This window comes from Chamaesiphon sp. VAR_48_metabat_403, assembly GCF_031422475.1.
Taxonomy (GTDB): domain Bacteria; phylum Cyanobacteriota; class Cyanobacteriia; order Cyanobacteriales; family Chamaesiphonaceae; genus Chamaesiphon.
The window spans coordinates 1-15987 of record NZ_JANPLS010000167.1; the positions used below are offsets into that span (position 1 = coordinate 1).

16 protein-coding genes are annotated in these 15987 nt (G+C 48.2%); 11 read left to right on the top strand and 5 right to left on the bottom strand.

Going from position 1 to position 15987, the window contains the following annotated elements; translation table 11 throughout:
* Nucleotides 1–166: 166 nt before the first annotated feature.
* The 6 genes from RMO79_RS08010 (at nt 167) to RMO79_RS24480 (ending at nt 5345) form a co-directional block, all read left to right on the top strand.
* A complete protein-coding gene (locus RMO79_RS08010; protein ID WP_310482590.1) occupies nt 167–433 on the top strand; it encodes a hypothetical protein in 267 nt (88 codons plus the stop codon).
* Between the two features lie 137 nt (nt 434–570).
* Nucleotides 571–3360: a bifunctional DNA primase/polymerase gene (locus RMO79_RS08015; RefSeq protein WP_310482591.1), complete on the top strand. Its 2790-nt coding sequence runs from the start codon at nt 571–573 to the stop codon at nt 3358–3360.
* Nucleotides 3350–3715, top strand: a complete 366-nt coding sequence (locus RMO79_RS08020) for a hypothetical protein (protein WP_310482592.1) — start codon at nt 3350–3352, stop codon at nt 3713–3715. The genes RMO79_RS08015 and RMO79_RS08020 overlap by 11 nt, the downstream gene beginning before the upstream one ends.
* Nucleotides 3715–4362, top strand: coding sequence for a J domain-containing protein (locus RMO79_RS08025; RefSeq protein WP_310482593.1), 648 nt, complete (start codon nt 3715–3717; stop codon nt 4360–4362). Before RMO79_RS08020 ends, RMO79_RS08025 begins: the two co-directional genes overlap by 1 nt.
* On the top strand, nt 4359–4832 hold the full coding sequence (locus tag RMO79_RS08030) for a Holliday junction endonuclease (protein ID WP_310482594.1): 474 nt from the start codon (nt 4359–4361) through the stop codon (nt 4830–4832). The genes RMO79_RS08025 and RMO79_RS08030 overlap by 4 nt, the downstream gene beginning before the upstream one ends.
* A 153-nt stretch (nt 4833–4985) precedes the next feature.
* Nucleotides 4986–5345 carry a phage protein Gp27 family protein gene (locus RMO79_RS24480; RefSeq protein ID WP_396136553.1) on the top strand — a complete coding sequence of 120 codons (360 nt, stop codon included), beginning with the start codon at nt 4986–4988 and terminating at the stop codon, nt 5343–5345.
* A gap of 135 nt (nt 5346–5480) precedes the next feature.
* Here the strand turns inward: RMO79_RS24480 and RMO79_RS08035 are convergent, their stop codons facing one another.
* The 5 genes from RMO79_RS08035 to RMO79_RS08055 form a co-directional block, all read right to left on the bottom strand.
* Complete coding sequence (locus RMO79_RS08035) at nt 5481–6218, bottom strand: hypothetical protein (RefSeq protein ID WP_310482595.1); 738 nt, start codon at nt 6216–6218, stop codon at nt 5481–5483.
* 2 nt (nt 6219–6220) lie between these two features.
* Nucleotides 6221–6652: a hypothetical protein gene (locus RMO79_RS08040; RefSeq protein WP_310482596.1), complete on the bottom strand. Its 432-nt coding sequence runs from the start codon at nt 6650–6652 to the stop codon at nt 6221–6223.
* Between the two features lie 149 nt (nt 6653–6801).
* Entirely contained in the window at nt 6802–7047 is a 246-nt protein-coding gene (locus RMO79_RS08045; RefSeq protein ID WP_310482597.1) for a hypothetical protein, read from the bottom strand.
* 30 nt (nt 7048–7077) lie between these two features.
* Nucleotides 7078–7632 carry a hypothetical protein gene (locus tag RMO79_RS08050; protein WP_310482598.1) on the bottom strand — a complete coding sequence of 185 codons (555 nt, stop codon included), beginning with the start codon at nt 7630–7632 and terminating at the stop codon, nt 7078–7080.
* A gap of 65 nt (nt 7633–7697) precedes the next feature.
* A complete protein-coding gene (locus tag RMO79_RS08055; RefSeq protein ID WP_310482599.1) occupies nt 7698–7985 on the bottom strand; it encodes a hypothetical protein in 288 nt (95 codons plus the stop codon).
* A 241-nt stretch (nt 7986–8226) separates the two neighbouring features.
* Between RMO79_RS08055 and RMO79_RS08060 the strand changes: the two genes are divergently transcribed.
* The 5 genes from RMO79_RS08060 to RMO79_RS08080 all read left to right on the top strand — a co-directional run.
* A complete protein-coding gene (locus RMO79_RS08060) occupies nt 8227–8895 on the top strand; it encodes a hypothetical protein (RefSeq protein WP_310482600.1) in 669 nt (222 codons plus the stop codon).
* A 5-nt stretch (nt 8896–8900) separates the two neighbouring features.
* Nucleotides 8901–9152: a hypothetical protein gene (locus tag RMO79_RS08065; protein WP_310482601.1), complete on the top strand. Its 252-nt coding sequence runs from the start codon at nt 8901–8903 to the stop codon at nt 9150–9152.
* Nucleotides 9153–9282: 130 nt separating this feature from the next.
* Entirely contained in the window at nt 9283–9558 is a 276-nt protein-coding gene (locus tag RMO79_RS08070) for a hypothetical protein (RefSeq protein ID WP_310482602.1), read from the top strand.
* Nucleotides 9559–10670: 1112 nt separating this feature from the next.
* On the top strand, nt 10671–14837 hold the full coding sequence (locus RMO79_RS08075; RefSeq protein ID WP_310482603.1) for an amino acid adenylation domain-containing protein: 4167 nt from the start codon (nt 10671–10673) through the stop codon (nt 14835–14837).
* Nucleotides 14838–14843: 6 nt separating this feature from the next.
* Nucleotides 14844–15987, top strand: a 1144-nt coding sequence (locus tag RMO79_RS08080; RefSeq protein WP_310482604.1) for an acyltransferase domain-containing protein, incomplete at its 3' end; no start/stop codon positions are given.

The window sequence follows — 15987 nt, forward strand, 5'->3', positions numbered from 1 at the left end:
AGGAAAAAGGTTTTTCGATGCAAACCCGATTGGGTGGGATATTATTTTTTTAAGAACCAACAAGCCTTACCCAGCAAAACCGTTCTAGCCAACCACCAACAAAAAAGTTCGATCGACTTAACCAGAAGACCGAACCAACGAATAAAATTCACCCTCATTATCACTCATGACTAAGAAGCTACAAACTCCCGACAAATTTAAGTTCATGACCGAGCGATCGATCAAGCGGGAAAAGTATGAATTGACCGCATGGCAATCCGCCCAACTCCGAGCAAAGTTACCGAAGGGCATATTTTGGAATCAACTCGAAAAGGGTGGGTTAATTCAGTGGAATTGGTGCTTGCTGAATTCATGCCTTACTCACGGCTTGGAGTCCTCCATTACGACTGCTCTCGTTGAAGAATATATGTCCACACTGCCCCAAGTGGCATAAAACAACACACCTAGAGGACTCAATCTCTAAGTGTGTTTCCAGCATCCGAGGGCGGGGCTGAGTCGAATAAATTTTTCATATGAGTTCGATTCTAACCTTCTCTGGATGCTGTTGTAAACCAACTACCAGCATTCATAATGTCACACAGCATTCTTAATCTTCCCGAATATTTTCAACTCACACCAGTACGCGGGAAAAAGCCATACACCGCCAAGTGGCAAACAACATACATCGCCAGAACTGATATCGAACAAGCGATCGCCAGTGGAAAGGCGACAGGATTCGGACTGAGACTCGGAACCCCTAGTAATGGAGTAATGGCACTCGATATCGATGGCACCGCGCCCAAAGCTTTGTTAACCGAGATTATGGGTGATGAAGAGATACCCGTCACCGTTGAATTCACCAGCGGTAAACCCGATCGCTCTCAAATGTTATTCCAGGTGCCCATGCAATACTGGGACGCGCTCAAGTTAAAGAAACGGACGATCGCCAGTGGAGATACCACAGAGGATCTAGATTTTCGGTGGAACGGGAATCAATCGGTACTACCCCCATCAGCTCATCCCGAAACAGACGGCTACCGATGGATCGATGGTAAGTCACCCGCTGATGTGGAAATAGCACAACTGCCCACCAAATTACTGGAGTTCTGGCTTAACCTAATCGAACCACCCAAGGCACCAGCAGAGAAAGTCATTAACACCGAACGCGCTCCAAGCTGCGATAATTCCCCTGCAACCATTCCTATCGAGCGGTTACTCTCCAAAGCTCACCGCGAATCATTGAGTGGCGTATCGAGCGGTAATCGAGACAATACAGGGATAGAACTAGCCTGTGACTTAATCGGAGTCCAACAACTGGGTTCGATCGAGTGTGACTACAAGGGCAAAAATTACACCCTAACGATCGAACAGAATGCACGGGAACTATTTGCGGAATACTGTAGCGGCTGTAATCCACCTTTACTCGATCGGGATGAGGATCGAATCTGGAACAGTGCCCAACACCGTGATGGGACACCTTCGATCTGCGATGAGGAGATTCTGAAGAATTGCGCGAGAGGGTATTTGAAAGAGGTAATTAGCACCGATCGATCGACTGACGGTAAACGCAAAACCTCAGATGATATACCAGCCTCCGTAAAAGAAGATCGAAAGACAGGCGGCGATCGACTATTGGAAATTGCCCAAGCAGCTACCTATTTTCATACCTCCGACAAGGTAGCCTACGCTGATGTAACGATCGATGGGAACCGTCACACCTACGCTGTTCGCTCAAAAGCTTTCAGACTATGGCTATCGGGTGAATATCTTGACAGCACTGAGAAAGGAATCGGGTCACAGACACTTCAAGATACGCTCTCAACATTGGAAGCGATCGCCATATTCCGAGGTGAAACCCGCGAGGTACATCTACGAACAGCCGAATATCAGGGGAAAATCTATCTCGACTTGGGTACACCCGATTGGAAAGCGATCGAAGTCGATGTTAGTGGCTGGCGAGTAATCCTAGAACCCCCCGTGCGGTTTTGGCGACCCGATTCGCTACTACCCTTACCCATTCCGGTCACTGGTGGGAATCTGGATGAATTAAAGGATTTGCTCAATGTGGACGGTTCATCATGGACGCTAATTGTCACATTCCTACTGTTCTGTTTCTGTCCCGATAAAACTTACCCTGTACTGGTTCTATCAGCCCACAGGGGGAGCGGAAAGACAGCAGCAGCAGAAATCATCAAAGGGCTAATCGATCCTGGTAAAGCGGCTCTAATCAAGCTCCAGGGTGACACCCATAAGTTAGCTGTAGCCGCTACCCGCCGTCATCTGATGGTTTATGACAACGTGAGTCATATTAGCCCCGACCAGTCCGATGACCTATGCCGAATTGCGACGGGTTTTGGTTTCAGTACTCGCACTCTGCACACCACCGATGAAGAAACCACCTTCGAGTTAACCCGCCCTCAAATTATCACCGCGATCGATGCCCTGGTAACTCGCGATGATTTAGCCGATCGGGTGTTAATGGCTCAACTGCCAGAAATACCAGCAGAGAAGCGACTACCCCAAGGTGAACTAAATGCCAAGGTCGAAGCAGCCAGACCGAGAATTTTGGGGGCATTGTTGACCGCCCTCAGTCAAACATTAGCCCAACCCCGACCCACTCCCGAAACACTTCCTCGGATGGCGGATTATGCCCTATTCGCGATCGCTTCTGAGAAAGCACTAGGACTGAAAGAGGGTGAGTTTATGGCAACCTTTGAGGAGAGCCGCGAACAGTCCAGACAAATTGTGATCGAGTCATCACCTGTTGGTGAAGCAATAGTGCGGTTGATGGAAGCTACCCCATTAATTTGGAAAGGTACCATATCGCAATTGCTCAAAGACCTTGAGAGCCATACTGATGAAGCAACTTATCGATCGCGATATTTCCCGAAAGCTTCTAATATGCTCAGTCGCCAACTAAAGCGATTAACTCCAGATTTGAAAGCTTTAGGGCTAGAAGTGAGAGAAGGAATTCGCTCAAATAACAAAGAGACTCGCTCTATTGTCATAGAGAAAGTCCTAAAAGTATCCGCCACACCCGCCACATCCGCCACTAATTCACCAGAACCTATGCCTGAAAATGGTTTTAGAGGTGGCGGATACACAGAGAACCATCCGCCACTCACCCGCCACTCACCTGAAAGTATCCGCCACAAACCTGAGAGCACTGAGGAATCGGTCGATAGTGGTGGATACTTATCCGCCACAAACCATGTATCCGCCACTAATCCGCCACTCGCAGAGCCTATACACAGCAATACTTTGAATCCAATAGTGGCGGATGTGGCGGGTGTGGCAGATAAAAACTCACTATCTTCTAAGCAGCCTAACAAAGTTATTAATTCGATCGAGATACCGGAGGCAACAGACGATGAATTCTAAATTGCTAATCGGATCTGTTGTTTACGGGGCGGCTGGTATTGGATGCAAAGTGCTGGCAGTTAAAGGCGATACCCTGACGGTGGAAACTCCCAAAGGGACTCGTACAATCCATTTTTCTAAGGTGGTGAAGGTCATCCCGCCGCGCCCCAAGGCTTTCAAATTAGGCGATCGAGTGGAATACATCGGCTCAGATTTCAACCTCAAGACTCAGTATGCGGGGACGCTAGAAATCTGGGAAATGGGTGAGGTGTGCGATTCAGATAAATGTGCTTGTCTCAAGCCAAACGGACGGGTGACAAGTTGGATCGAGTTCGCGGATCTTCAACTAGTGGATGAGTCGGAGGTGGCGCAATAATGGCAACTTGCTACCAAGTGCTAGGGGTTATCCCACCTGTCTCAATGGCAGATCTAAAAATTGCTTACCGAAAAGCCGCCGCCAAACATCACCCCGATCTAGGTGGTACTCATGAGGCAATGATCGCGGTGAATGATGCCTATTCCCAAGCTAAATGGGAAGTCGAGCGATCGAGCCGTCATCAGACCAATTATTACCAAAAACCCCCCAAATCCCACCAGAAACCGCCAAAGTCTGAGAAGAAGAAATCTAAGCGCAAAGCCAAAGCATCCCCACCAGTCGATCCGATCGCGGCTTGGCACCAGGCGATCGATAAGTTAGTCCATCAACAAATTCAGAAGGGCTACAAGAAATATTGGATCGTCTATGAGGTGCTGAAATCCCCAGAACCCCCACCGATAGAGATTTGGCAATATCTAGGGGTGGTTCTGGAATATCACCCAAATTGGTACAAGCACCAAGCGGATAAGTGGCAGCAATACCAGCAGACCAAAGACGATCCAGTATGCCCCGAACATCCCTATGTGAGTCCAGTTGTATTGCCAAGCGGAAACCATCACGCGGCGGGTCTTAGGTGTGGGGAGTGCGATCGATGGTTGAAATGGTTGGGAAAAGATGACTACAGAGTGAAGGAGATGAATTTATGAATATAATCGCATTCGATCCAGGACAAAAGGGTGGTATCGCCATTCACCACCAGGGCATCACCACCGCTCACCCGATGCCCTTGGCGGGGAAGGTTCTAGATTTACCCTCGATCGCTACCCTCATCCGATCGCACTCACCCTCGATCGCAGTAATTGAAAAGGTCGGTTCGATGCCAGGTCAGGGTGTAGCGAGTACTTTCACCTTTGGGTGCGGATATGGGCAATTGCAAGGGCTTCTAGCTGGCTTGGGTATAGCGTTTGAGTTAGTCACACCCCAAGCATGGAAGAAGTTGGTTTTAGCTGGGACACCCAAAGACAAGGACGCGGCGATCGCATATTGTCGGAGGGCTTTCCCAGATGTACCGCTGGTGATGCCAAGGTGTAGAACCCCACACGATGGTATCGCCGATAGTCTGTGTTTACTGCAATACGGCTTGAGACAATTCGATATAGGTAAAAATCATCTATAGAATTGCTTGGTCTCGCTTTTGGTCGAAATTAAACGAATCGGCTGTAGCTCAACTCAGACTTACTCTACAGCCGTTTTAGAACCGTTCGATTCCCTTTAGATAGGGTTAGATAGGGCAAGTCTGATAAAATCTGAAAAAACACCTTCAATAGGGATGAATAGGGTTAACACTGTGAAAAGAAGTTTTTATTATTCACTCTCACCAGAACATCAAAGGGAACTCGATCGCAGGTTGGTAGAGTCTGGTTTCGCAGATTACGGTGAGCATCAACAGTGGTTAGCGTCGATCGGTTGCACAATCTCAAAGACTCAATTGTCTATATATGGGGCTAAGTTTAGAGATAGATTTGAGGACGCGGAGATACAGAGAGGTTACGAACGGCTCTATGGGGAGAAGCTCACTCCAACGCAACTGATGATCTGTAGAGTAGCCCAACTGAAGGACGGGAGTAGTGCCTCCGATATGGCGAAAGGGTTTAAAAGCATCGATCGGATGGCAAAAAATCTCGGTTGATTCTAGAGAACCTGTCGAGAAATCTGGACTTTCTCGACAGGTTCTCGAATGCACGGGTGATAGGTACCCCATTGGATTGGACGGGATGCCCACCAAAAAGACGATCGATCCAGATTGGATCGATCGTCTTTTTGGTTAATTTAACTGAGATAAATCGGCTTTGAATGCTCGATACCATTTTGTATTCCAGTTTTGTTCGTAACAGAGCTGAAGTAGTCGATTCTCATCATAAATTTGACGATCGGTAATCAGGTTGTGAGTTGTCTTGTTAACAATTAACCCATTCCACACGTTTGTGGACAGGCTTGGATAGACCGCACAGCTTCGGATATGAGAAAACTCGCACGTCTTAGCCAGCGGCTCGTTTGTTAGTTCATCAATTCGAGGGGAAAGCGTTCTTAACCGCTTTGACTTTAGTTGTCGCTTAGTCTCCTTTGTTGCAGCGTAGGATAAAGCACGTTGTAGGACGGCTTTATCTGAATCTCTGATCGCTCTGCCGATCGATTCTGAATAGCCAGCATATCGCTCTCGCTTGAGCGTTCCGGCTGACTGGATAATGTCGCTCAGGATTCTACTGACTTCGCTGTATCTCAAGTAGGTTCCCTCCGCGCTCGATCTACGATGCTCTCGCCTAGTGTTTTGGACGATTGCATAGGCACCGCTTTTTGATGTGCGTAGAATTTCGCCTAAACGACTTGGCAATATCCAGACCATGCCGTAATTATCGACCATCGCGGTTTGCATCCAAGCATTATAAATGGATACAGCGGTTGAGCGATTGAATTCAATAGGTGGCTCTGAAAAATCAACTTTAAGCTCGGTAGCTAGAAATTTGGTGATGACGATATCACAAGATGGCGCAGGATTTGTCATGACTAAGCGACCATCAATTTGTACATTTCAGTGACTTCGGAAATCGCTGTCTGTGCATCACGATGAGTACATTTGTCGGGATGGATTCTAGCGGCGATCTCGTTACGCCAGCTCTTGGCTTTCTTTGCGTCTCGATAGTGACTGCCAGTGATGTGCAATGCCCTTGTTCTTTCTTCGCCATCCAGTTTGACGATCGAATAAATTAACTCCGCTTCGGCAGATTTAAAGTAGTCAGACTGATAACCCGTATTGTAGTCAGCTAACTGTTGTTTTAATTTGGTAATTTGCGCCTGTAATTCTTTGATTGTGGGTTCGGTAACAGGTGGACTGAGTTTTTCGACTAGTGCAGCCCAGCTACTTGCTTTAAGCTTGTGGAATGCTTTTGCGGCGGCAAGGGTTTTATGTTCGGCTTTGAGTGAGACGACGGTATACATGGCAGTTTCGGGGTGTGACTACTGACTATATATACAACCTGTCGTGATAAGTATCAGGACAAAACTAATTAATTAGGGCTTGATGGAGGGGTGTTGACGATCGAGAACCTGCCCTTGAAACTCCAGATTTCTTTCTCTATAGGTTCTCGTTAGGGGTAGATCTCTAGGCTGTACGGGCAATGGGTAGCCAATGAGAATAATTCCAACGCCTTACACTCCTCAATTCGATCGATACTACCGCCCATCGCTACCCCGATTTGGGATACCAAGATCTCATCGCCATCAGTGCCGATTTTGAATAAAGCGACCCCGTTTAATGTCCCAATAACCTTCCACTGAGCAACTGGTAGGAAGATCGCATCTGGGAAGCGATCGGCATTTGTAATCTTAGGCATGAGTACAGGAATGGGTGCGGAACATTTCTATTATCCGATTGGTAGCGGGAAATAGTCGATCCAGTCCTGGTGCTTTGGGTCGGGGACTAGATATCGCCACAGCCCCAACGCTAGGGGTGATAGAGCGGCGATAACCCACAAGATCGATGTCAAACCCGTCTTGATGACTAGAAATGCCACACTGAAGGCTAAAACAGCTACGAGAGCAACGGTAGAAGCCCCCGCGTGGGTATGGGTGCTATTACGAGAACGCTCTTTTTGGAGCGTTCTCGCAGAAGCCCCCCGCGTGGGTATGGGTGCTGTCTGTTCTGAGACTTGGGAGTTAGGTTCTAGGGTGGGGTGTAGAGAATCGATCGAGTCGGATTCGTTCGCCAATTCAAACGGTGATTCGATGGTTTCGATTGTCGGCTGCTCGGTCAGGAATGTCTCGATGGTTTCGATTGTCGGCTGCTCGGTCAGGAATGTCTCGATTGCTAATACCCAAGTCGCTTTGGAACGCTTATCCCCAATAACTTCGATACCTTTGGCTTGCGCGATCGCTTTGAGTTCTTTGATTGTCAATTTGGCGAGTTCTGTAGCGTTCATTTTGATTAAATATTGGGTGAAGGGTGAAGGTGAACCCCCGATATTAAATCGGGGGATTGAGGGGACTAGATGTAGTCTGTGAGCGTATCGGTAGCTGCTTGGGTCAGGTATGCCCCTGTGATGGCACCGATAGCCGATTGGAGGTAGCGGTAGGGGAAGTTGTTAGCGACGTAGCATTCATCCTTTGCGGTCAAACCTTGGGCGATAGCAGAGTCGTAACCAGCATCTAGACCCCAGACTGGATAAGTCTCGATCGTGCCAAGTAGTTGAGAACCTAGAAATACTTGGGTGCCCATGTGGGTGGTTTCGGTACGGATAGCGGGGGCGATCGATGGATGATTCTGAGTTAACATCTGAGTAGTCCTTTATCTAGTTTGGTTTTGGATTGAGAGGCGATCGATTAACTTTTGCGGGTGAGTCGGTCGCTTTCTCATACCTATATATCAATCTCTATAGAATCTATATGCCAATGCTTCTTATATAGCAATCCTCTATAGGCTAGTTCGTGACTGATAAGCTAATAATATATAGACTCTCTAGTCAAATCTCTAGATACAGATTAATATATAGAGGTACTATATAAGAGGCTTCAAGATGGGGAAAAATACTAAACCCATGCTGACGGTATTGGTTGAAGGGGATAAGCTCCAACAGTTTAGAGACTATGCACTGAGTAAGGAAGTCTCGATGGGATGGGTAGTTAATCGGCTGCTCGATCGAGTGTTATCCGGTGAACTGGATGTGATGGGAGATTCCCCATCTATAGAAAAGGCTAGAGGATATGTAGAGGTGTTCTCTACAGGATTAACTAGAGAAGATGTAGAGAGCATGATTAAATCCTCTATATTAAATCTGAACATACCCTCTATAGATTCCAGTGCTATCGAGGAGCTAGCTAGAGTATCTATAGAGACAGCTCTAGAGCCGATTAAGGAATCAGTCAGTGAGTTAGAAACCTATGCCCGTTCCCAGCTTGCGGCGGTGAGGGATGAGATCAAAAGAGCCATTAGCGATCGCTCTGTAACTACTGAGTCGATCGCTACCATCGAAACCACCCCCGCCAAGACCACGCTACTGAAAGAAGGAGAATATATATCCTTCGCTCAACTTGCCAAACAGTTGAGTTACGAGATTCCAGATGGAGTTAAGACAACCAATCCCCGAAAAGAGGGTGCGGAAGACTTAATCGCCTTTGCCGCATCGCTGGGACAATCCTATGGATGGGATGGGAAAAAACAGAAGTTCTATCGAACAGAGGTCTAATTAGCATGAAGTCATACAACGAGCTTGTAAAGCTTTTCAAGGGGGAAGTATTCACCCTTGAAGATGTGGAGATAGCTGTTCTAAAGGGATTAATTTCGGGGGATGGGGACATTGGTGGCAGAATGGCATCTTCACACCCTAGTGCAAAACCACCAGTCTCAGAAGAGCGTAGAAGATTCTTGGAAAAAGTAGCTGAAGTTCACATCAAAATGAACACACCCTGGGACACGATCGGAATGATGCATACCGATTGCTAGTTCATTTGGCTTGAGTCACTATCCCCTATAATCGAAATAGCCCCCACCAATGAAGGCGAGGGCTATTTCGATCGAAGGACTGTTACAAGCAGCGCGATCGAATCAAACAGATAACTAATATGAGGTTAACATGACATCAGCCAGAGAACCAGACGACAGGGGACTAGATCGAACACTCAGATCGTTCGATCGCAGAATTAGCAGACTTGAAGATACTCAAGTCACCGGGAGAGAACTTAATGATGCTTTCGATCGGGTCTATGAAGAAATCGACGAATTGAAGGTAGAAATGAATCAGCGGTTTGATGCTCAGGATACCAAGATCGACAATCTCGGTACTGAGTTGAACGGGAAACTCGATCTCATCTTGCGGCGACTGACAGGAATGGGACAAAACAATGAATAATCCCATAGTACAGACAGTGGTGAAACAGTAGTAAAAAGGGATGAAAATGGGGTTTAGACCCCCCAATAGACCCCCCAGATTTTCACCTAAAGCTAGAAGCCTTAGCCCGTAAGCTATCTAACCCTAACGATTCTACAATGGCATTGTAAGGGTCAGGAGTTCGAGCCTCCTTGTCTCCATTGGGTTGAAAACATATTGCTGGTAAGGCTTTTAGGAAACAAATCATGTCCTAAGAGCCGATTTTTGCTGTCTATCTACAGTAAATAGCGATCGAGTCGATTCTTATTTTTCGGCATCAGCATCAAACCCTAAATCCTAAAACTTCAAAATCCAGCCCCAAATTGAATGTGCGATCTAGATGTTTGACAGCTTATCGGGGTAGAGGGACAGCCAGAGATCGGCGAATTGTCGTTTTAGAGGTGAGGTCATAAAGGCTACCTCCAATTCGTCGTGCGGGGTAATTCTTGCCGATCTGACTTTTAATATTGCGATTATCTTGCCTCAAAGGCTACTTGTGCCGAGTAAAGTCGAAGTCCGCAAACTATCGCACCAGATAGCTAAGAATTTTTCAGCGATCTGCGTCACAAAGTATTAGCGATCTTCGAGCGAAGATCGATTGACAAAACATCTGCATCTATCATCGCTGAAGATTGAAAAGAATGTCACCGATCGTTTTGCCGATTTGTTTTTTTAAAACCGAACGAGTCGATGGCATTAATGAGTTAATATTTGCACGAAAACTGCTACCAGCCTTATTTGTAAACTGTATAGAAAATCTACGTATTCTTACCCATTGTCATTTTAAGAGGCAACCTGTTACTGTAGAAGCATCAGAATCCGTAATAATTGAAACTTATTTCGACTTGGGACGATAGATTAATTTTGAGCTTGCCTAAATATTTTTTTGCGTCCTAAAAAGTAGGATTTAATATTATCGATAGCCCATAGTTTTGCTCGAATAATTTAACAATTTTTAGTTGAATTTAAATTCAAAAATAATCCAAATTTTAAGCAGAAAAAGCACTGTTTTGTCATTATTATCCTCAACTGCGATCGGTGGAATTATTGTAATTTAATTTAAAAATATCTTTACAAATACTTGGATGTAATCTATGGAAATTTGGCTAGACCGATTACGTGGTGCGGTACCAACTCAACTACCGATCGCCATTAAAGATAGTTTAAAACAGCCGTTGTGTGATGCCGAACGACAATTGGAATTGTCGGGATCGATCGATCGATTGTCAACTTTTATCGATAGTGAAGCCAATGTAAAAATCGACACGATCGTCCTGGGTGCGTGGGCATTATTACTCGCTCGTTATAGCTGTACGGAAGATGTATTATTTGGTACTAACATCTATTCGTCGCTCGGTAGATCTGAGGAGATTTTACCGATTAGAGTTAGGATTGAGGACGATCGCACATTATTGCCGTGGTTGCAGGAATTAGAGTCGCAGCCAATAGATGGGGATCTGCCGACGCTGGCGCAGATCTGCGAGGGGATGCAGGTACGAGCGAGCGATTTATTGACGAGTGTATTATTATTTACACGATCGAACGACGAAAATTTAGAGCCAATTAACTATCCGCTGGTGCTGAAAGTTGTAACTGGCGAACGGTTGGAGTTGAAGCTAGCCTACGACAGCCAAAGATTTGAACTAGCGGCGATCGATCGCCTGTTGGGGCACTTACAAACGCTAATTGAGGGGATGGTTGCCAATTTGCACCAAACTTTAGCGGAAGTACCGATGCTGACTGCGGCAGAGCGCCACCAACTGCTAGTTGAGTGGAACGATACTCAGGTTGATTATCCTCACGACAAAACGATTCACCAGGTATTTACGGAGCAGGTAGCGCGCACTCCCGATGAGATCGCGGTTATTTTACCAGCTTTAGATGGTACGCCAGATCTGAGTCTGACTTATCGTCAATTAAACGATCGTAGCAATAATCTCGCAATTGCTTTGCAGGAAATGGGTGTAGAAACTGAGACACCCGTGGCGATGTGTTTGGAAAGATCGATCGAGTCGATCGTGGCAATTTTGGGTATTCTCAAAGCTGGTGGGGTTTACGTACCGCTCGATCCGGCTTATCCATCAGAGCGACTAGCGTTGATGTTGGCAGATATTCCATCGCCAGTATTATTGACTCAATCGCATTTAGTCGATCGATTGCCGTCTCATGCTGGTAGTAGGGTAGTCTGTCTGGATGTAGAGATGCCACAGCCGCGATTCTCTTTCAGAGAGGCTTTTGCGAAGGCAAACGCTTTGCGAACGCCAACGATTGTCAGCTTAGTTGACTCGACGAATGCTGAGAATTTGGCTTATATTAATTTTACTTCTGGCTCGACGGGCAGACCTAAAGGGGTGGCAATTCCTCACCGTGCGGTATTGCGGTTGGTATTAGGTTCGCAGTTTACACCACTCGATCGCGATCGAACGTTATTACAATTAGCTCCCACTTCCTTCGATGCGGCTACTTTAGAAATTTGGGGTGCATTACTCCACGGCGGACGGTGTATCTTATTCCCTGGGAATGGGATTCCTGATGTCCGTAGTCTGGGGACGATAATTTCTAATTATAAAATTACCACACTCTGGTTGACAGCGGCGTTATTTAATACGATCGTCGCGGAAGCTCCCGAAACGCTCAAAGGCGTAAGCGAAATATTGACTGGGGGCGAAGCACTCTCGCCGACACACATTCGTCAAGCACAATCGCAGTTAGTCGATACCCAGCTTATTAATGGTTACGGGCCGACAGAAAGTACTACTTTTACCTGCTGTTATCGCATTCCAAATCCGATCGATCCGCAGGCGACTTCAATTTCGATCGGCAGACCGATCGCCAATACTCAAGTTTACATCCTCGATGCCGCTTTGCAACCCGTCCCGATCGGCATCCCCGGCGAATTGTATATCGGTGGCGACGGCTTGGCGCGGGGTTATATCGATCGTCCCGAACTTACCGCCGAGCGGTTTGTCGCGCATCCATTTAGTGAAGATCCAAATGCACAGTTGTATAAAACCGGAGATTTGGTAAGGTATCTAGCGGATGGCAATATCGAGTTTATGGGTAGAAGCGACGACCAAGTGAAGATTCGCGGCTATCGGATCGAACTAGGCGAAATTGAAACCAAATTGAGCCAGCATGAGACAGTACGGGAAGCGATCGTTATCGTGCGCGATGCTCGCTTGGTGGCATATATAACCGCAGCAGCCAATCAGTCACCACAACCGCACGAACTCAAAGCCGCCTTACGAGCTACTTTACCAGAGTATATGGTACCCAATGCGATCGTCGTATTGGCTAAAATGCCGCTCACTGCTAATGGTAAAGCCGATCGGCGCGCATTGCCCGATCTTCAGATGGCGATCGATCCCAATTTTGTCGCGCCGAGTACTGCTACCGAGCGGACTATTGCTGAAATCTGGGGCGATGTCTTGAGTTTAGAGCGAGTCGGTATCGAAGCAAACTTCTTCGATCTCGGCGGTACGTCCCTGTTGGGATTGCAAATGGTAACGCGGGTACAGAAACAATTAAATACCGATTTTCGGGCGGTGAAACTCTATCAATATCCGACGATTCGGACGTTGGCAAGATTTCTGGATCGCGCCGACACTCAGAACTTACCGAAATCTGTCCGCGATCGAGCGGATGCAGCTCATTCTACCAGCACGGATGTCGCAATTATCGGCATGGTGGGGCGGTTTCCAGGTGCTAATGATGTTGCCGAATTTTGGGACAACCTCTGCGAGGGCATCGATACTAATAGCTGGTTTACCGATGCCCAAATCGATCCGAGTATCGATCCCGAACTGCGAGCCGATCCTCATTACGTCCGCGCCAGGGGGATTTTAGCCGATGCAGACATGTTCGATGCCGCCTTCTTTGGCATCAGCCCCAGAGAAGCCGAAGTCATGGATCCACAAGCGCGGATCTTCCTCGAATTGGCGCATCAAGCCCTCGAAACTGTCGGTTATACCCCCGATCGCTACCCAGGTCAAATCGGGTTGTATGCAGGCTCAGGGCAGAATACCTACTTCGAGAAACATATCTGCACCCGATCGGAAATAGTCGATCGGTTGGGCGAGTTTCAGACGATGCTAGCTAATGAAAAAGATTTTTTAACCACCCGCACCTCTTATAAACTGGGATTAACCGGGCCGAGTTTGAGCATTAATACCGCTTGCTCGACTTCATTAGTCGCCATCATTCAAGCGGTACGGAGCTTGAGCGATCGTCATTGCGACATGGCTCTGGCTGGCGGAATTTCGATTACTACGCCCCAAAATCGCGGCTATCTGTATCAGGAGGGGGGAATGCTCTCCCCAGACGGTCGCTGTCGCCCGTTTGATGCCCATGCTGGCGGCACGTTATTTAATAGCGGCGCAGGAATTGTAGTATTAAAACGCGTCGAGGATGCCCTCGCCGATGGCGATCGGATTTATGCCGTCATTAAAGGCGTAGGGCTAAATAACGACGGGGCCGATAAGGTTAGCTTCACCGCACCGAGCGTCAACGGACAGGCCGCAGCGATCGCGATGGCACATGCCGATTGTGGCTGCGACCCCAAAACGATCTCTTATGTCGAAACTCACGGTACGGCGACCGCAATGGGCGATCCGATCGAAATCGAAGCCCTCACCCTCGCCTTCCAACAGCCAGTAGATGCCGAGCAATTTTGCGCGATCGGATCGCTCAAAGGTAATATCGGTCACGTCGTCGCCGCCGCTGGAGTCGCGGGAGTCATTAAAACCGCCCTGGCACTCGATCGCCAGCAGCTTCCACCCAGCATTAATTTCGAGTCGCCCAACCCCGCGATCGATTTTGCCAGTAGTCCCTTTTTCGTCAATACGCAATTAACACCCTGGCAAGCAGGCGCAACACCACTCAGAGCGGGCGTGAGTTCCTTTGGTGTGGGCGGTACCAACGCCCATATCATCCTCGAACAAGCCCCCACAGTCCCAGCTTCGAGCAAATCGCGTCCGTGTCAATTGCTGGTACTTTCGGCCAAAACCGCCGCAGCTTTAGATAAAGCAACAGCCAATCTGCAAGCCTACCTCGCCCAAACCACCGAAAACTTAGCAGATATCGCCTTTACCTTACAACAAGGACGCACTAGCTTCAATCATCGCCGGACGATCGTTTGTCGCGATGCGGCTGAAGCCGTCGCAATTTTAGAGACACAGGATGTTAGAAGCACCGCCACCCGCCATACCGAACACCCGCACCCCGATGTAGAGTACAAGAACCCCGGACAGGGTACGCAGTAAGAGAATATGGGCGAAAATCTCTACCAGACAGAGCCAGTATTTAGAGATGCTGTCGATCGCTGTGCGGAAATCTTGATGCCATTATTAGGGCGCGATCTGCGAACTATTTTATATCCTAGCGATACCGATCGGGAAGCAGCGACGACCGAGCTACGCCAAACCCAATTTACCCAACCCGCAATTTTCACCGTCGAATATGCCCTCGCTCAATTATGGCAAAGTTGGGGCATTAAACCCGCAGCCGCGATCGGACATAGTATCGGCGAATTTGTCGCCGCTTGTCTGGCGGGCGTATTTTCCCTTGCCGATGGCTTGAAATTAATCGCCACTCGCGGACGAATGATGGGCGACTTACCAGCCGGATCGATGCTCTCGGTATTATTACCAGCGGCTGAAGTTGCCGACTACCTAAGTGCAGAACTTTCTATCGCCGCAATTAATGGCCCCTCCCTCTGTGTAGTATCCGGCTCCACCGAACTCATCGCCGCACTCCAACACCAGCTCGAAGCCAAAGAAATCGGCTGCAAACCGCTCCATACCTCCCATGCGTTCCATTCCCCAATGATGGAACCAATCTTGCCAGCCTTCGCCGAACTAGCCCAAACGATCGAGCTATCGCCACCCCAAATCCCATTTGTATCTACCGTCACTGGTACCTGGATTACCGACGTGCAAGCCACCGACTACTTATATTGGACTAATCATCTGCGCGCCACCGTGCGATTTGCCGAAGGCATCCAAACCCTGTGGCAAGTCCCAGAACGCGTCTTACTAGAAGTCGGCCCGCGTACTACCGCCGCCACCCTCGCGCGACAGCAGATAACAGATCGCCACTGCCAAGTAGCCATCCCCTCCCTCGGTAGTAGTGCCGACGACAATGCCGAATGGACGAGCATCATCCACGCGATCGGGCAATTATGGCGCGCCGGAGTAGAAATCGACTGGAACACCTTCTACCGCGATGAATACCGCCACCGCACACCCCTACCCACCTACCCCTTCGATCGCCACCGCTACTGGATCGATCCCAAACCCGCCCTAGTAGTAGAAAATCAAGATCGATCGGCCCCCCCAACCGCCCACACCCCCACACCCCCACACCCCACACCCATCTCCCCAACACCAAAGGCAACCCGCCAACACCAACAAC